The following is a 17,710-nucleotide window of genomic DNA, read 5'->3' as shown; positions in this document are numbered from 1 at the left end:
CGCCGAGCGCCGGCGAGGCGGACCCGTGACCGAGCTCGCGAGGTCACGCAGACAGACAGCACCCGGGGTCGCGGGGCCGCCGAGCGCCGGCGAGGCGGACCCGTGACCTTGCTGGCCACGGTCCTGCTGGTCCCCTGGGTCGCCGGGGCGCTGCTCGTCGGGCTGGACGGGCGTCGCCGTCCACTCGCCTGGTCGGCCGTGGCCGTGCTGGCGGTGGGCCTGGTGCTCCTGGTCGCGCTCACCGTCAGGGTGGCCTCCGCGGGACCGGTACAGCTGGTCACGGGGGGCTGGCCGGCCGGCGTGGGCATCGTGCTGCGGGCCGACGCGCTGGGTGCCACCTTCGCCGTCGTCTCGCAACTGGTCCTGCTGGTCGCCGCGGCCCACGAGGCGATCCCCGGCCCCCGCGCCCGAAGCTTCCCGGGCCTGGTGGTGCTGCTCGCCGCCGGGCTGACGGGGCTGTTCCTCACCGGGGACGTGTTCAACTTCTACGTCTTCTTCGAAGTCGCGATGACCGCCTCCTACGCGCTCGCCGCCTACGGCGGCCGGCCGCGTCAGCTTCGCGCAGCGCTGGTCTTCGCCGCGGTCAACCTGCTGGGGTCGTTCATCTTCCTGCTCTCCGTGGCGGGCACCTACCGGATCACCGGGTCGCTGGCGATGGCCGACGTCGCGGACGGGGTGCTCCGGGCCGGAGCCAACGCCGGCCTGCTCGTGGCGGTCGGCTTCTTCGTCGCCTTCAGCACCAAGCTGGGCCTCTTCCCGTTCCACTTCTGGCTGCCGACGGTGTACGCCGGCAGCCGGCCGGCGGTCGCAGCCATCCTGAGCGGCGCGGTGGCCAACATCGGCGGGTACGGGCTGATCCGCTTCGGCGCCGGGATCTTCCCCGCCCAGCTGCGCATGGCGGCCACCGCGCTCGTCGTCCTGGGGGCCGCATCGATCGTCTACGGCGGCGTCCTGGCCGTGTCCCGCGGGGACACGGCCGAGCTCCTGGCCTACTCCGCCATCGGACAGGTGGGCTACGTCCTCGTCGCCGTGGGCGTCGGCGGGCCGGTCGGACTCGCCGCGGCGGTCTTCTACAGCGTGGTCAACGCGCTGAACAAGGCCCTCCTCTTCCTGACCGCGGGCCTGCGCGGGCCGCTGGTCGCCGGCGCCTTCGTGGTCGGTGCGCTCAGCGTGGCCGGCGTCCCGCCGGCGGCGGGGTTCGTGGGCAAGCTGACGCTGTTCCGCACCGGAGTCGCCGCGGGCAGCCCCGCACTCGTCGTCCTGTTGCTCGTCGGCAGCGCCCTCTCCTTGCTCTACATGTTCATGAACTACCAGCGGCAGTTCTGGCGCAGCGACCCGGCAGCCGGTACCACGGTGAGCCCGCTCCCCCGTCGCGCGCTCGTCGCCGTCCTCGCTCTTCTCGTCCTCGCCCTCGGCCTGTGGGCCGAGCCGCTGTGGCAGCTCAGCCAGCAAGCCGCCGACCTGTTCGCCAGGGAGAGTGGATGACCACCGTCCTCGTTCGCGTCACGGCCCTGACCGTCGTCTACCTGCTGGCGCTGACCAGCCTGGCACCGGGCGACATCATGATCGGGGTGCTGCTCGCGGCGCTCCTGGTGGCAGCAGGACGGAGGATCGGTCCCCCCGCCTCCGTCCGGTCCCGGTCACCGGACGCCACCTCGGGCCGCGGGGTGACCGGGGTAGCCGCCCTGATCGGCGGCACCGTCGTCGACATGGTCCGGGAGAGCTGGCAGGTCGCCGGCTACTGCCTGCGCGGCCGTCTACCGGCGCCCGGCCTCGTCACGGTCCCGATCCGGCGAGACGCGCCGTCCTCCGCGGCCGCGTGGGGAATTCGCGTCGGGCTGGCACCCGGCAGCGTCGTGGTGGAGGTCGACGACGCCCGCGGGGAGCTGATCCTGCACGTGCCCGACGCTCGCGACCCCGAAGCGGTCCGTCGCGCGCAACTGCGCTCCTACGAGCGCCGCCAGGCCCGGGTCTTCCCGTGATCGGCATCCTGACGACGATCGGCCTTGCCTGGGTCACCGGACTGCTCGTGGCCGGCGGACTCGTGCTGCTGCGTGCCCGCGACGTCTTCCAGCGGATCGTCGCCCTGGACACCCTCTCCGTGCTCGTCGTCTGCCTGCTCGCGCTGCTCGCCTACTCGCGAGACGTGCCCTACTACTTCGACGCCGCCGTCGCTCTCTCGTTGTTCTCCTTCGTCGCCACCGTCGCCGCGGCGCGGTACCTCGCATCCGGAGGGCCGTTCGAGTGATCTCCCTGCTGCTGGACGTCGTCGGCGGAGCGCTGCTGGTCATCGGTCTGCTCCTGATCACCATCAGCCTCTTCGGCCTGCTGCGCCTGACCGGCACCCACAACCAGCTGCACGCTCAGGGCCTGGCCACCGGTCCGGGCGTGATCGCCGTCCTGGCGTCGTCGGTCGCCACCGAGAACGCCGCCATCATCACGTTCGCCGTTCTCGGTCGCCTTCGTCGCCGTCACCTCACCCGCCTCCAGCAACGCGATCGCGCGAGCGGCGTACCTCCGCAGCCGGCCAGGACCTGCGGCCGCCGGTCCGCAGCCCGAGCGATGACCCCCGCTCCCGGCCGGCGCAACGGCCTGCACCCGTCGGTCGGGCCTGCCCCGTCCGGCCCGGCTGCGGCCGGCGGTGCCACCGCGGTCGCTCGGCACGGCCGCGCCCGGGGCCTGCTCGACCGGCCCGGCCGCCGCTGGCTACGGCTGCACCCGGCCGGTCTCCTGCTGGGGACGGCGTTCGCGGTGCTGGCGATGACGCCGTCGCTGCTGCCCCGGGACTGGCTGTTCCAGGGGGTGGTCTCGGGCATCTCCGCGGCCGCGGGTTACGGGGCCGGGGTCGTCCTGGCCTGGGCACTGCGTCGCTCGGCCCGGTGGAGGCGGCTCCAGGACAGGCTCCGGCGTCGGCTGCCGGCGCGGGCGACCGCCTGGGCCTGGGCCGCGCTGCTGCTGGCGATCCCGGCGGTCGTGGTGGCCATGCTGCTGGTGTCCGCCCAGTGGCAGCGGGAGATCGCCACGCTCGTGGGCATCGACCGGACCACCACCACCGGCTGGCTGCGCGCCGGACCGGTCCTGCTGCTCGTGGCTGCCTTGCTGCTCGCGCTGGCCCGGGGCGTGCGGGCCCTCTACCGCCTGGTGGCGCGGCTGCTGCGGCGGTGGGTCCGGCTGCCGCCACGGATGGCGTCGGTGCTCGGCGCGGTCCTGGTGACCTTCCTGGTCGCCTCCCTCGTCGACGACGTCCTGCTGCAGCGTGCCCTGACGGTGGCCGACTCCGCGTTCAGCGCCGCCAATGACGAGACGTTCGAAGGGGTCGAGCAGCCGCGCACGGAGGCCCGCTCGGGTTCGCCGGCGTCACTGGTGCCGTGGGACACCTTGGGCCGGGAGGGCCGACGGTTCGTCGCCGGCGGCCGGACGCCGGAGGAGCTCGACGCGGCGGCGGCGGGCACTGCGCGGGAACCGGTCCGGGTCTACGTGGGGTTGCAGAGCGCGCCGACGCCGCAGGAGCGGGCGAACCTGGCCGTGGCCGAGCTGGAGCGCACCGGCGCCTTCGATCGGTCGGTGCTGCTGGTGGCGACCTCGACCGGCAGCGGCTGGGTGAACGACACGGCGCCCAGCGCCGTGGAGCTGATGTACGGCGGGGACACCGCCGTCGTGTCCATGCAGTACTCCTACCTGCCCAGCTGGCTGTCCTTCCTGGTCGACCGCTCCCGTGCCGAGCAGGCCGGCCGGCTCCTCTTCGACGCGGTGCACGCCCGGGTCGACCAGCTGCCCGAGGGAGACCGCCCGCGGCTGCTGGTCTACGGCGAGAGCCTCGGTTCGCAGGGTTCGGAGGCCGCGTTCAGCTCGCTGGCCGACATCCGGGCCCAGGCCGACGGCGTGCTGTGGGTCGGGCCGCCGAACTCCAACGAGGTCTGGTCGGCGCTGGTGGAGCGGCGTGACCCCGGAACACGGGCGGTGCAGCCGGTGTACTCCGACGGGCTGGTGGTGCGGTTCGCCGGGGACGAGGCGGAGCTGCCCCAGCCGCCCACGCCGTGGGTCCAGCCGCGGGTGCTCTATCTGCAGCATCCCTCCGATCCCATCGTGTGGTGGTCCCCGGACCTGTTGCTCCGCCGTCCCGACTGGCTGGTCGAACCGCGCGGCGACGACGTCTCACCGGCCATGAGCTGGTATCCCGTCGTCACCTTCTGGCAGGTGACCGCCGACCTGACGCACGCCCAGTCGGTGCCCGACGGGCACGGGCACAACTACGACGACCTCATCCTCGACGGGTGGGCGGCGGTCGCCGCCCCGGACGGCTGGACCGACGCGGACACCGCCCGCGTCGCCGCCGTCCTCGGCCCGTGACGCGAGCGGCGCGCCTGCGGCGCTGGCTGCCCTTGGCCGGGACGTCGGCCGGGTTGCTCGCCTGGAGCAACCTCGTCGTCCCGACCCTGCCGTCGGCCCCGGGAGTGCGTACCGCCGCCAACGTCGCCGCCGTCTCGGCGCTGGTGCTGGCCGCGCGTGCGGGCGGGATGAGCTGGACCGAGCTCGGCCTGGGCCGCCCGAGCTGGAGCTCCGGCGCCCGGTGGGGCAGCGCCGCCCTGGCCGTCGCCGCCACCGGCTACGGCGTCCTGATCGCCGTGCCCGCGTGGCGGCTCCTGCTCGACGACCCGCGCGTCGGGGCGATGGCGGTCGGCGACCTCGCCCTGCGGGCGCTGGTGCTGATCCCCCTGGGCACCGTGGTGAGCGAGGAGGTGGCCTTCCGCGGCGTCCTGCTCGCCCTGGCCGGCCGGGTGCTCGGGCCCAGGTCGGCGGTCGCCGTCACCGCCGCGGTCTTCGGGCTGTGGCACGCGTCCGCGGCCCGGCTGCCCGGATCGCTGGGGATGTCACCGCGGTCAGGCGCTGCGGCGGTGGCCGGCGTCGTCGTCGCGACGGGAGTCGGCGGACTGCTGCTCGGGTGGCTGCGGCAGCGCAGCGGCAGCCTGCTCGCCCCCCTCGGGGCGCACCTGGGAAGCAACAGCCTCGGTCTGCTCGCCGCCAGGGTGGCCACCGGGCCCGTCTGACCTGGTCCCGGTCGAGCCGGTGGGCAGCCACGCCGGACCGCGGGATCGCTGCGTCGGCCCTCGGGGCATCCCGCGCTGCGGCAGCCGACGTCCCGGCCTAGCCTGCAGTGCGGAGAGCCACTCCGGTCCGGCGCCCCCCGGGAGGCCGTGGTGTCGTCGCGGGCTGATGTCGGGCCGGCATCCACGTCGCCAGGACGCCCGCCCCGGGGCCCCGGCCGCGTCGTGCGCGGGGTCCTGGTCTCCGGGCGCTGGCTCGTCGTGCTCGCGTGGGTGACCGCTGCGCTTTGGGTCGTCCTCGTCCCTCCTCCCGCCGGAGGAGGAGGTGGTGGAGGGGACGTCGGCAGCCTCCTCCCGGCCGACAGCGAGGCCGTCGAGGTGCAGCAGCGGTCGCTGGCCCAGTTCGCCGTGCCGGTGTTGTCGCAGACGGCGGTCGTGGTGCACGACCCGAACGGCCTGGCCCTCCTCACCCGCCTCGACGCCGCTCTGTGGGCGCTGTCCCACACGCGGGCGACGCTCGACGGGCAGGTCCCCTCGGGAGGCGGTCACATCCTCGCGGCGGTGCCGATCCCGACCGCCAGTCCGGACACCGCGGTCAGCTATCTCTACGTCTCCCCTGGCACCTCGCTGGACGACACGGTGGAGTTGGCGCACGAGTACGCCGCGCACTTCGACCAGCCCGGCGTGCAGACCTACGTCACCGGGCTGCTCCCCGCGCAGGTGCAGCAGGCCGACTACCTCAGGTCGCGGCTGGGCGTCTTCGAGATCGCGACCCTCTTGCTGATCACCGGGGTGGTGGCGCTGGTCTTCCGTTCCCTGGTGGCTCCCCTCGTGGTGCTCGTCGTGGTCGCGCTCGGTTTCCTGGTGGCGTACCGGTTGTTGACCGTCGCGGCCGGGGCGCTCGGTTTCGTGCTGCCCGACCAGCTGCGGCCCTTGACGGCGGCCCTGTTCATCGGTGTCGTCACCGACTACTGCGTGCTGTTGTTCTACGGCTTCCGTCAGCAGCTCGAGCGGGGCCTGCACCGGCACGAGGCGGCGTGGCGCATGTCCGCTGCCGAAGGCCCCCTCATCGCGGTGGCCGGCCTCACCGTCGCCGGTGGGACGGCAGCACTGCTCGCGGCGGACTTCGTGCTGTTCCGGGCGTTCGGGCCGGCCCTGGCGCTGACGGTCCTGCTCGGGGTCCTCGTCTCGCTGACCCTCGTCCCGGCGCTGCTGGCCATCCTCGGATCCGCGCTCTTCGCCCCTCGCCGGATCCGCCAGGTGCCCCCTCCGGCAGAGGCGCCCGCGCAGCCCGGGCGGCTGATCCGCACGGTCGCCGACCGGAGGGGTGCCACCGTGGCGACCGTGCTCGGCGTGGCGCTGCTGGCCCTCGCCGCCGTGCCGTTGCTGTTCATCCGGCTGGACGTCTCGTTCACTGCGGGGCTGCCCCCGGACGATCCGGTGCGCCAGGGCGCCCAGGTGCTCGACGCCTCCGGTGTCGGAGGGATCGTCGCGCCGACCGAGGTGCTGGTGGAGGGGCCCGACGTCGCCGAGCAGCGCGCGGCGCTCGACCGGCTGCAGGAGGCGATCCGCGCCCAGCCCGGGGTCGCCCAGGTCCTGGGGCCGGCCCAGAACCCGCTGCCCCAGGAGTTCGGGATCGTCTTCTCCCGCGACGGGGATGCGGCCCGGTTCGTCGTGGTCTTCGACAGCGACCCGCTGACCGCGCCGGCCATCGCCGACCTGACGCTGCTGCAGGAGCGCTTGCCGGCCCTGCTGGCCGAGGCGGGCGTCGAGAACGCCGGCGTGGCGGTGACCGGGCAGACCGCGATCGCCGCCGAGCTGACCGAGCTGACCCGCGAGGACCTCTGGGTCACCCTGGTCGCGGTACTGGCCGTGGAGCTGGTCATCCTCGTGGTGTATCTCCGCGCCCTCGTAGCGCCCGTGGCACTGCTGGCCGCCAGCGCCCTGGGCGTCGCCGCAGCGCTCGGCCTGTCGGTCCTGGTCTTCCAGGGTCTGCTCGGCGCGTCCGGGTTGACCTTCTACGTCCCGTTCGTCGCCGCGGTGCTGCTGCTGGCCCTCGGGTCCGACTACAACGTGTTCGCGGTGGGCTCGATCTGGCGAGCGGCCGCCCACCATCCGCTGAGCCGGGCCATCGCCGTGGCCATGCCGGCCACCGGTCGCGCGATCAGCGCTGCCGGGATCATCCTGGCGGCGACCTTCGCGATGCTGGCCATCATCCCGCTCGGCCCCTTCCTGCAGCTGGCGTTCACGATGACCGTGGGCCTGCTCCTCGACACCTTTCTCGTGCGCCCCGTGCTCACCCCCGCTGTGCTGACCCTGCTCGGGCGGACGGCGAGCTGGCCCAGCCGACGCATTCGCACCACGGCCGCCCCGCGGGAGGAGCTGCGGCAGACCGCCCTGTCAGGGGAAGGAGCACCTCACTCCCTCCTGAGCCACGTGTGCCCCGACCGGCGCCTGCCCAGCTCGTCTTCTGAGTCCCCGTCCCCACGGTCCCCGAGTCGCCCCCTCCGACCGGACGGGGACGGCGACAGCCCCTGACAGGGCCACGAGGGCAGTCTCCGGGTTCCGGGCGCTCCCCGTCTCCCGGGGTCAGCGGCGCCCGGCGACCGGCTGTCCGGGATGGCCCATCGCCGTCCGGCACAGGTGGCTCGCGGGGCAACTCTGGGGTTGGGTGGGGCATGACGTCCCCGGCCCGCGTGCGGTCGGCGGATCGCCGGCCCGGGGACCGAACGACGACCGCCGGCTCGATCCGTGGCTGACCACCACCTCGGTGCGGTCTACGACCTCGACGGGGAGCTGCCGTTCGTGTCGTTGCGCGCCGTGGCCCGCCGGCTGCATGGCCTGCTCGTCCACCGGAGCTGGGACCGCCGCTCGGTGCTGGGCATGTCCGGACTGCTGCAGGCACTCCGCGCCAGCGCGCCAGGTTGCCCGGTGCACTACATCAGCGCCCTGCCCGAGACGGCTCGGCGTCCACTGGCGACCTTGCTCCGCGATGGGGCCCACCCGCCGGGATCACTGCACCTGACCGGACCCGGCCGGTTCCCCCGCCGCCTGTTCCGCGGCAGCCGAGCCGGCAAACTGCGCGTGCTCCGCGATCTGCTGGCCGACGACCCTGACCGCCGGTGGGTGCTCATCGGCGATGACGGACAGGACGACCCCGACCTGTTCGACGAGCTCGCCCGCCACCATCCGGGTCGTGTCGCCGCGATCGCGCTGCGCTCGGTCGCCGCGATCGATTTCGGTGGCGCGATCGATGCGGTGCCGCCGGTGCCGGAGCCCGGCGGCGCGCCGGTCGTCCGGGCGCCCAACGCCGAGGAACTGCTGCCCCCGCTGCAGAACGCGCTGGGGTTGGGGCGGCCGGCCGGTCGCGGACCAGAGGACTGGCTGCTCAGCGGGACCGGGCGCGGCAACGACGCCACCCGGCTGCGGCCCTTCACCGCGGGCAATGCCGTGCGCGCTCTCGTGCACGGCCGGTCGTACTTCCCCGTTCTGGCCGAGCAGCTCGACGCCACCGAGGCGGGAGATCTGGTCCTCCTGCTGGGCTGGCGCGCCGACAGCGACGAACGGCTGACCACGACGGGTCGCACCGTGGGCGAGCTGCTGAGCGCGGCGGCCTCCCGTGGAGCGCTGGTGCGGGGACTCCTGTGGCGCTCGCACGCCAGCGAGCTGACGTACTCGGCCCGGGAGAACCGTCAGCTCGCGGCCGCGCTGCGGGCAGCAGGTGGCCAGATCCTGCTCGACATGCGGATCCGCAGCCGCGGCAGTCATCACCAGAAGCTGGTCGTCGTGCGCCACCGTGACCATCCGGGCCGGGACGTCGCGTTCCTGGGCGGGATCGACCTGGCGTACAGCCGCGGCGACGACGCCGCCCATCACGGTGATCCGCAGAGCACCTCGTTCGCATCCGTCTACGGCCCCACCGTGCCGTGGCACGACGTGCAGCTGGAGCTGCGCGGACCGGTCGTCCGCGACGCCGAGGAGGTGTTCCGGGAGCGCTGGAGAGATCCGGCTGCTCTGGTGCGGCTGCCCTGGCACGTCCTGCCCGACCGGCTGCACGGCCTGGACCGCACTGCCCGTCCGCTGCCCGAGCCCGCCGAGGACCCTCCGGCCGCGGGCACCTGTGCGGTGCAGCTGCTGCGCACCTACCCCTGGCGCCGGCCGGCGTACCCGTTCGCGCCACGCGGCGAGCGCAGCATCGCCCGTGCCTATGCCAAGGCGCTGGTCCGGGCGCAGCGGCTGGTCTACATCGAGGACCAGTACCTGTGGTCGGTCGACGTCGCCCGGGTCTTCGCCGCGGCCTTGCGGCGCGCTCCCCGGTTGCACCTGATCGCCGTCGTCCCCCGCCATCCCGACCAGGACGGCTCGTCCTACCGCACCTCCGCGCGCCACGGCCATGCCGAGGCGCTGGCGATGGTCCATCACGCCGGCGGCGACCGGGTGCAGGTCCTCGACGTGGAGAACGCGACCGGACGGCCGATCTACGTCCACGCCAAGATCTGCATCATCGACGACGTGTGGGCCGCCGTGGGCAGCGACAACTTCAACGTCCGATCCTGGACGCACGACAGCGAACTGGCCGCAGCGGTCGTCGACGAACGACGCGACGACCGGGAACCACGCGATCCCGGCGGCCTGGGCGACGGCGCCCGGCACTTCGCCCGGCAACTGCGCCTGCAGATGCTGCGCGAGCACCTCGCCACCGACTCCGACGACGACCTGCTCGACCCCGACCGAGCCGCCGCCACCGTCCGCGCCAGCGCGGCCGCCCTCGACGACTGGCACCACGCGCCCAGAGGACCTCGTCCCCCCGGCCGACTGCGCCGGCACTGGACGCCCGCCCCCGCTCCACACCTGCCGATCTGGCGTCGCTGGCTCGCCGACCCCCTCTACCGGTCCGCCCTCGACCCCGATGGCCGGCCACTCAGCATGCGGCTGCGCCGGATGTACTGAACCGCGCTCGACGGCGCGGCCGCCCCGTGGCCGACCACCACGCGGCCGCTGCCATGGTGTTGAGCGACCTACGTCTTCCCTTCCCCTGAGGGGCCCTCGCTGAGGTCACGGGCGATGGCGCCGGCAGCCTCGGCCAGCGCGCTCGCCCAGACCGGCAACCGACCGCGGGAGTACCGCGCCGAGGGCGCGGCCAGGGAGAGCGCGGCACCGGTGAACCCGCCCGCAGGCGGGACGGCGACCCCCACGGCGGTCAGACCGGCCTCGGTCTCCTGGTCGTTGACCGCGAACCCGCGACGCCGGATGGTGCGCAGCTCCCGGTCCAGCCTTGCCGCAGTGGCTGCGTCCAGGGGTTCGAAGGAAGCGGCGAGCTGCGCGTCGTCCAGCGTGGCCAGCACCGCCTTGCCGCCCGAGCTGAGATGCGCCGGAAGCGTCCGGCCGGTGCGGTCGCCCACCCGCAGGATCTGATCGCACTCGACCGTCGCCACGAAGCGGACGTCCGAGCCGGCCAGGACCATCGCGTTGGCCGTCTCCCCCACCGCATCGACCAGCCGCCGCAGGTGCGGCAGGGCGACCTCGCGCAAGGTGGTGACCGACGCCTGCTGCTGCGCACCACGACGCAGGACGGGGCCGGGGGCGTACCGGCGGTCCGGCAGCTGCTCCGCGAAGTCCCGGTAGACGAGCATGCCCAGCAGCCGGTGCGCCGTCGACACCGAGACCCCCAGGCGCGCGGCGACGTCGGTCACCCGCATCGCCCCTTCCTGCTGCAGCAGGCTCGCCAGCAGCAGGGCGGAGTCGACGGAGGTGATCGCGTACGCCGGTCGATTCTTCACTACAGAAAAGCCTATCCCTTCCTGCAGTAAGTCGGGCACCGTCAGGACTCGACAGACACTGTGGCCGCGGATGGCAGGGAAACGAGCGTGCAGTTCTACCTCAACGGATACCGGCCGGGCGACCCCTTCATCGAGGAGCCGCACCCCTCCGTCGCGGACCGGCCGGACGGCCTGCCCGACGAGGTCGACGTCCTGATCGTCGGGTGCGGTCCGGCGGGCCTCGTCCTGGCCGCCCAGCTGGCCAACTTCCCCGACATCAGGACGATGGTCATCGACCGCCGGGACGGTCCGCTCGAGGTGGGCCAGGCCGACGGGGTCGCCTGCCGCACCGTGGAGATGTTCGAGGCGTTCGGCCTGGCCGACCAGCTCGTCGCCGAGGGCTACTGGGTCAACGAGGTCTCCTTCTGGCGACCGGACCCGGAGGACCGGACCCGGATCACCCGCACCGGGCGGATCCAGGACGTCGAGGACGGGCTGTCGGAGTTCCCCCACGTCATCGTCAACCAGGCGCGCATGCTCGCCTACCTGCGCGACCACATGGAGCGCTCCGCCAGCCGGCTGGAACCCTTCTACGGCCTCCACGCCAGCGGGCTCACCATCGACTCGGACAGCTCGGCGGAGCACCCGGTCACCGTCACGCTGCAGCACCTGGAGAACTTCCAGGAGACCGGCCGGACCTCCACGGTCCGCGCCAAGTACGTCGTCGGATGCGACGGGTCGCGCAGCGGCGTGCGGTCGGCGATCGGCCGTGAGCTCGTCGGGGACCCGATGAACCAGTCGTGGGGCGTCATGGACGTCCTGGCGGTGACCGACTTCCCGGACATCCGGCTCAAGTCGGCGATCCTGTCGGCGAACCAGGGCAACCTCCTCATCATCCCGCGGGAGGGCGGCTACCTGGTCCGGCTCTACATCGAGCTGGACCAGGTCAGCGACCGGGAGATGCTCGACAACAGGAGCGTCACGCCGGAGAAGCTCGCGGCGGTGGCCAACCGCGTCCTGCACCCGTACACCCTCGAGGTGAAGGACGTCGGGTGGTGGTCGGTGTACGAGATCGGCCAGCGACTGTGCGACAAGTTCGACGACGTGCCGGCCGAGGAGACCGGCTCGCGCGTCCCCCGCGTGTTCATCGCCGGCGATGCCTGCCACACGCACAGCGCCAAGGCCGGCCAGGGCATGAACGTGTCGATGGCCGACGCCTGGAACCTCGGCTGGAAGCTGGGCGCCGTCCTGCGGGGCACCGCCCGGCCGGAACTGCTGGACACCTACTCCGCGGAGCGCCAGGTGATCGCCCAGGAGCTCATCGACTTCGACCGCGAGTTCGCCCGCATGTTCAGCGCCCCGCCGAAGGAGTCCGGTGAGGAGGAGGGCGAGGGCGTCGACCCGGCCGAGTTCCAGCGGTACTTCGCCGCCCAGGGTCGCTTCACCGCCGGCGTCGCCACCAGGTACGCACCGTCGGTCATCACCGCTGGGACCCAGTTCCAGCACCTCGCGGAGGGCTTCCCCGTCGGGATGCGCTTCCACTCGGCCCCGGTCGTGCGGCTGGCCGACGCCAAGCCCGTGCAGCTGGGCCACGCCGCCCGGGCCGACGGCGCCTGGCGCATCTACGTCTTCGCCGACCGGAGCGACCCGACCAGCCTGGACTCCGGAGCCCGCGCACTGTGCGACTTCCTGGGGTCGGAGAAGTCTCCGATCACCCGGCACACCCCGGCCGGGGCCGACCCGGACTCGCTCATCGACGTCCGCGCCGTCTTCCAGCAGAACCACCGGGACCTGGCCGTCGAGGCGATGCCGCCGGTCCTGCTCCCGAGGAAGGGCACGTTCGGGCTGATCGACTACGAGAAGGTCTTCTGCCCCGACCCGGCGGGCGACGACGTCTTCGACCTGCGCGGGATCGACCGGGAGACGGGCTGCATGGTCGTCGTCCGACCGGACCAGTACGTCGCCCACGTGCTCCCCCTGGACGGGCACGAGGAGCTGGCCGACTTCCTGTCCGGCGTCCTGACCGACGCCCGGTAGCGGTCACCCGCGCCCGATCCGCTGCGCGCCACGAGACGGCGAGCGCTCATCCCGGCCTCATCGCCGCCGCCCCCACCCTGCAGCACTGGGACGGCGACACCAGGGCCGGGGCGAGGAGCGCGAGGCCCGCTCACGCGGTCAGCGCGGCGACCACGTCGGGGTAGACACGCTCCGCGATGGTGCGGAGCTCGTCGTCGGTCCGGTCCTGGACCGGGTGGGGCACGAGTACGAACGGGGCGGGGAAGCCGAGCGCCTCGCCCTGCAGCCGCGCGGCCTCGGCGAAGGCCTCGCTGGCGAGGAAGAGGGCCACCACGCCGCGGCGCTCCAGGTCGGCGATGTCGTGCACACTGCACGACGTGCAGGAGCCCTAATCGGCGAGCGCCTCGATGACCACCTCGCACTGCTCGGCGATCTCGTGCCGCAGGTCCACCGGGGCGGGACGGGCGAACGTCGGCTTGCGGTACCGGCGCACGTGAGCACCGTCCGCGGTCAGCAGCTGCTCCAGCCGGTCGAGGACGACGTCGCCGCGGGCCTTGCTGATGTCGAGCAGACCGACGGTGCGCCCTTCCAGCGCGACCGGACGGGGCAGGAGCGCACGGCCGGGTGCCTGCCGCTCCCCGGTGGGGTCCAGCACCGTTCTCATGTGCGCACCTCTCGTGTCACGGGAACGCTGCCCGTCTCCCCGCCGACCCAACCGCCGACGATCGCGCTGAACAAGCCCGCCGGACCGCCGGCGTGAGCCACGAGCAGGCCACCCGGCCGGAACTTGGGTAGCTCTCGGCCCGCCATGGAGTCCGGCACCCCCTCGGCCATGCCACCGGCACCGCGGACCAGCTCGGCAGCGGGCAGCAGGAGCAGGCGCTCCAGCTCGGCCAGGAGACGTCCACGGTCCCACCCGGCCTCGCGGAACACCCTCCCGTGCTCGGGCGAGACGACGAGCAGCGCATCCCAAGCCACCGGCAGCTTGGGGTGTGCGTTCACCCGGAGGCAGGCCGCCAACGTGCGAGCCAGCGACTCCGGGTCGCGGCTGAGCTGGTCCACCACCGGCTGCACCCCCGACCCGGCGACCACCGTGACCGCGTCTCCGGCGACACCGCGGTCGGCCGCGAGCGGCGGGAACGGGCTGTCCTCCTCCCGCTCGGCGAAGCAGAAGGTGTACTTGCCCGGATTGCCCATGGCCGCCCGGTCGACCTCCCCTGGCCGGCCGCCGCCGACGTTGCGCACGACGAGCTGGAGCGCGCGTCCGATCGTCGCGTTCGCGCGGTTGCCCTGGCCGAGGGCGTTCACCCCGCTGTTCATGCCGATCCGCGCCGCGACCGGCCCGTTGACGATGACCACCGGCCCTGCGAAGTGCGTGGTCGCGAGGAGCCCGTGCAGCGCGAACTCCTCCGACGTCGCGGCCTCGAGCGCGGCCAGTACGACAGGCAGGTACTCCGGCAGGCAGCCGGCCATCACCGCGTTGACGGCGACCTTCTCCACGGTGCACTCCACGAGGTCGGGCGGCACGACGGCCACCACCTCCCGCGGGTCCCGCGTCGTCCCGCGCAGCATGCGCAGCACCCGCTCGGGCGTCGGCGGCACCACGGGCAGCCCGTCGGTCCAGCCGCGGTCGAACAGCGCCTCGTGCTCGTCCTCGGCGTCGGCGAGCTCCACTCGCCGGCTGCTCAGCCCGCTGACGCCGTAGCGGGCCTCGAGTCCGTCGATCCGGAACGGGTCGACCGAGAGCGAGCCGCAGCCGGGCCGGTGGTCGGGCAGCGCCGGGCCGAGCCCGGACACGCCGGTGAGCTGCTCCCACTGCTCGCGGCTCCAGCCGACGACCCTCGCGGTCTCCACCCCGGCCCGGACGCGCAGCAGGGTCGGCACCGTCTCGATCCCCAGCCGGTAGGACAGCTCGAGGTTGGTGTCGTCGCCGTCGAACCAGGCCGCGTCGTCCTGGCACCAGACGGCCGCACCGAGCGCCCGCAGGACCGGCTCGACCAGCACGCAGGTAGGACAGTCGCGCTTGACCACCGCGACGAGTCCGTCCGGGAGCCGCACGCAGCCGACGGTAGCCCCCATGCCGCGTGACCGCGTCCTCGACGGCAGGCTCCGTCCGGCGGACGCACGTCCTCGTGCCTCCATCACTCGCCGGACGTGCGCCCGCGATCGGCGCGGCGGACGCGCTGGGCTTCTGCTATCCCACCTCGGCCGCACGCCTCGTGAACGGCAGCACGAGGCGGGAGTGGTGGAGGGCGTCGCGGTAGATCTTGTGGGTGACGGGCCGGCCCACCGGCAGGTGGAAGGCGTCCGGCGGCAGCAGCGCGTTGTGGGCGTCGGCCAGCGGCTCGTCGTTGGACAGCTCCACCACCAGGCGGTGACCCGGCCGGAACGTGCTCGCGAACGGGTAGAGGCGCAGCACGTACTCCTCGATCTTCCCCGGCTCCACCGGCACGGCCCGGGTGTGCGGGTGGTACGGGTTGCCCTCCGTCGTCCGATCGTCCAGCTCCCGGTGCGACGCCTTCAGGTAGCCGGTGGTGATCAGCTGGCGCTTCCCGTTCGGAGCGGCGTCCCACAGCCGGAGGATGAAGTTGGTGTCCGGCTGGTCGATCTCGGCGAACAGGTGCGCGGCACCGGTGCCGATGAGCTCGGTGGCCTCCTCGAACGGCGCGGTGCTCCAGCTGAGGATCTCCACCTTGTCGGTCACCGTCAGCGGCGCCTGGTAGAAGCCCTCCGGCGCGGCGTGCTCGGGGCCCAGCAGCTCCGGCTCCGCGGAGAGCTTGCCGCGCGGACGCAGGTACAGCGACCGGTACTCGACGTCCTTCGGCGGCCACTGCTCGGCGGTGACCACCTCGCGCGAGCCCTCCACGAAGACGCTCACGGCGGGCTCGTCCATGATCCCGTTGTCGACGCCCTTGAGCCAGTACTCGTACCAGCGGAACATCTCGTCGTGCTCCTCGACCCAGGGGCGCGACTGCATCGGGGGGTACGAGCCGATGACCAGCTTCTTGGGGCCGGTGAGGGTCTCGAACAACTCGATGTGACCGTCCACCGTCCAGCCGCGGCCCTGGTCGATCTGGAGGTAGACCGGGATGTCGATGTTCCGGGCGAGGTTGATCGGGTTGCGCTCCTCGTACCACTCGCCGTCGAGGTCGTTGAGGACGATGTCGAACCAGGCCTCGTGGTGCTTCGGGTAGTGGAGCACGTGGACGAGGTTCGGCCAGGCCGCGACGTCCGGGTCCTGCAGGCGTTCGGCGACCCGCTTCTCGACCTCCTCCGCGGAGTACGTCTCGAGCATCCGCGACGTGATGCGGTCGGTGAAGGCCCAGCCGGAGTCGCCACCGCGGCCCTCGCGGGCGGCGCGCGGCATGAACCACATGACGCCGCCGTGGTACGTGGTCTCGTAGAAGTCGAAGTGGCCGCCGGAGACGAAGATCGCCTTCAGAGACGGCGGGCGCTCGGCGGCGGCGAGGACCTGCATCGAGCCGTAGTAGGAGATGCCGATCATGCCGACGTTGCCGTCGCACCAGGGCTGCTCGGCCACCCACTCGATGACGTCGTACGCGTCCTGCCCGAGTGGGACGCCCCCGGCGTTGTAGTTGCCGATGTGCTCACCCTCGGAGGCGCCGGAGCCGCGGAGGTCACCGATGACGTGGACGTAGTCCTCGCCGACCACGCGGGCGATGTCACCGGCCTCGATGCACCCGTCCCACATGGGGCTGGGACGGCGCTGCGGCGGCATGGTCAGGGCGAGGGCCTGCAGCTCCTTCCCGTACGGGCTGAGCGCGACCAGGGCCGGGCGCGGCTTGTCCTCGACGCCGGAGTAGGCGTCGGCGGCCAGGGTGACGCCGTCGCGCATCGGGACCCGCAGGTCCTTGCGGACGGCGATCGTCTGCGTGCCGGCCTGGACCTGGCGGATGTCGGCCATGAAGTGCGGTGCTCCTTCGCGTGGATGGATCAGGACGTCTGGTCGAGCTGCGCGCGGTAGCCGTGCAGCGTCGTGAAGAACGGGGACGGTTCGAGCGTGGGATCGCCCGTGTACCCGAGCTCCTCGGCGACCCGGGCGAACGGCGAGTACGCCGAGTCGGTCTCCTGCAGCCCGTCCCGCAGGTACCGGGTGGCGGCGTCGGCGACGCGGGCCTCGATGTCGAGGCTCTGCTGGAGCGCGTGGCGCGCCTGCTCGCGGTCGAGTTCGACGCCGTAGGGCACGCCGTCGGCCGTCCGGTACGGGTGCCCCAGGTACAGGTGCTGCGGACGGACGACGTCGCGCAGGTGCTCGAGGCTCGCACGGTAGGAGCGCGGGTCCTCGTAGCCGGGGAACCCGTTGGCGGCCCCGTGCACCTGCACGGCATCGCCGACGAACACGTCGTCCTGACCGTCGACGACGTAGGCGACCGACCCGGGCGTGTGGCCCGGGATGCCGTGCACCGAGACGGTGACGTCCCCGCCGAGGGACAGCGTCTCGCCGCCGCGAAGGAGCACGGACGGCTCCATCTCACCGGAGATGGCGCCGGCCGCCATCGCCGCCTGCTTCGCCTCGGCCTCGCGGTCGTGCAGGTAGCGCGCGCGCACGTCCAGGTAGTTCTGCACGTGGGCGCGGCGCGAGCGCAGCAGAGGTGCATCGGCCTCGCCGATCACCACCTGCGCGCGCCGGCCGGTGAGCTCCCACAATGCGTGCGCGCCGCCGACGTGGTCGATGTGCCCGTGGGTCAGGAGGATCCAGCGGACGTCCTCGATGCGGCGACCGAGCGCCGCCAGCGCCGGGGCCATCCCCTCGGCGGGCGACGAGGCCACCCCCGTGTCGACGACGGCGGGCTCCGGCGCGTCGATGAAGAAGCTGTAGAGCCCGAACCGGCCCCAGGGCGAGACCAGGGGGTGGATCTGCACCGCCAC

The 17,710-nt window shown here is 73.2% G+C and carries 12 protein-coding genes and 1 pseudogene; 8 read left to right on the top strand and 5 right to left on the bottom strand.

Annotated features, from left to right (window positions below; all coding sequences use genetic code 11):
• The first annotated feature begins 102 nt into the window (after positions 1–102).
• The 7 genes from CHB94_RS01585 (at position 103) to CHB94_RS01555 (ending at position 9,995) form a co-directional block, all read left to right on the top strand.
• On the top strand, positions 103–1,485 hold the full coding sequence (locus CHB94_RS01585; RefSeq protein WP_089334803.1) for a complex I subunit 5 family protein: 1,383 nt from the start codon (positions 103–105) through the stop codon (positions 1,483–1,485).
• Positions 1,482–1,982 (top strand): Na+/H+ antiporter subunit E, encoded by a 501-nt coding sequence (locus CHB94_RS01580; protein WP_089334802.1) that lies wholly within the window; start codon positions 1,482–1,484, stop codon positions 1,980–1,982. Before CHB94_RS01585 ends, CHB94_RS01580 begins: the two co-directional genes overlap by 4 nt.
• Positions 1,979–2,248, top strand: a complete 270-nt coding sequence (locus tag CHB94_RS01575; RefSeq protein WP_089334801.1) for an MrpF/PhaF family protein — start codon at positions 1,979–1,981, stop codon at positions 2,246–2,248. Before CHB94_RS01580 ends, CHB94_RS01575 begins: the two co-directional genes overlap by 4 nt.
• A complete protein-coding gene (locus tag CHB94_RS01570; RefSeq protein WP_089334800.1) occupies positions 2,245–4,350 on the top strand; it encodes an alpha/beta-hydrolase family protein in 2,106 nt (701 codons plus the stop codon). Before CHB94_RS01575 ends, CHB94_RS01570 begins: the two co-directional genes overlap by 4 nt.
• Entirely contained in the window at positions 4,347–5,048 is a 702-nt protein-coding gene (locus tag CHB94_RS01565) for a CPBP family intramembrane glutamic endopeptidase (protein WP_254920329.1), read from the top strand. Before CHB94_RS01570 ends, CHB94_RS01565 begins: the two co-directional genes overlap by 4 nt.
• Positions 5,049–5,318: 270 nt before the next feature.
• On the top strand, positions 5,319–7,583 hold the full coding sequence (locus CHB94_RS01560; protein ID WP_254920328.1) for an MMPL family transporter: 2,265 nt from the start codon (positions 5,319–5,321) through the stop codon (positions 7,581–7,583).
• Positions 7,584–7,796: 213 nt separating this feature from the next.
• A complete protein-coding gene (locus tag CHB94_RS01555; RefSeq protein ID WP_141137393.1) occupies positions 7,797–9,995 on the top strand; it encodes a phosphatase domain-containing protein in 2,199 nt (732 codons plus the stop codon).
• Positions 9,996–10,063: 68 nt separating this feature from the next.
• Here CHB94_RS01555 and CHB94_RS01550 read toward each other — a convergent pair whose 3' ends face one another.
• Positions 10,064–10,825, bottom strand: coding sequence for an IclR family transcriptional regulator (locus CHB94_RS01550; protein ID WP_089334799.1), 762 nt, complete (start codon positions 10,823–10,825; stop codon positions 10,064–10,066).
• Positions 10,826–10,912: 87 nt separating this feature from the next.
• Here CHB94_RS01550 and CHB94_RS01545 point away from each other — a divergent pair, with 87 nt between their 5' ends.
• Complete coding sequence (locus CHB94_RS01545) at positions 10,913–12,841, top strand: FAD-binding monooxygenase (RefSeq protein ID WP_089334798.1); 1,929 nt, start codon at positions 10,913–10,915, stop codon at positions 12,839–12,841.
• Between the two features lie 130 nt (positions 12,842–12,971).
• Here CHB94_RS01545 and CHB94_RS26530 read toward each other — a convergent pair.
• From CHB94_RS26530 to CHB94_RS01520, 4 genes and pseudogenes are all read right to left on the bottom strand, one after another.
• A pseudogene (locus tag CHB94_RS26530) lies at positions 12,972–13,484 on the bottom strand (UGSC family (seleno)protein).
• Positions 13,481–14,878 (bottom strand): thioredoxin family protein, encoded by a 1,398-nt coding sequence (locus tag CHB94_RS01530; RefSeq protein ID WP_089334887.1) that lies wholly within the window; start codon positions 14,876–14,878, stop codon positions 13,481–13,483. The pseudogene CHB94_RS26530 and the gene CHB94_RS01530 overlap by 4 nt, the downstream one beginning before the upstream one ends.
• 136 nt (positions 14,879–15,014) lie before the next feature.
• Positions 15,015–16,745, bottom strand: coding sequence for a CocE/NonD family hydrolase (locus tag CHB94_RS01525; protein WP_089334795.1), 1,731 nt, complete (start codon positions 16,743–16,745; stop codon positions 15,015–15,017).
• 29 nt (positions 16,746–16,774) lie between these two features.
• Positions 16,775–17,710, bottom strand: a complete 936-nt coding sequence (locus CHB94_RS01520) for an MBL fold metallo-hydrolase (protein WP_254920327.1) — start codon at positions 17,708–17,710, stop codon at positions 16,775–16,777.

Origin of the sequence: Blastococcus mobilis (assembly GCF_900188025.1) — a bacterium.
GTDB classification, from domain to species: Bacteria; Actinomycetota; Actinomycetes; order Mycobacteriales; family Geodermatophilaceae; genus Blastococcus_B; species Blastococcus_B mobilis.
This window is presented reverse-complemented; position numbering and strand designations above follow the sequence as displayed.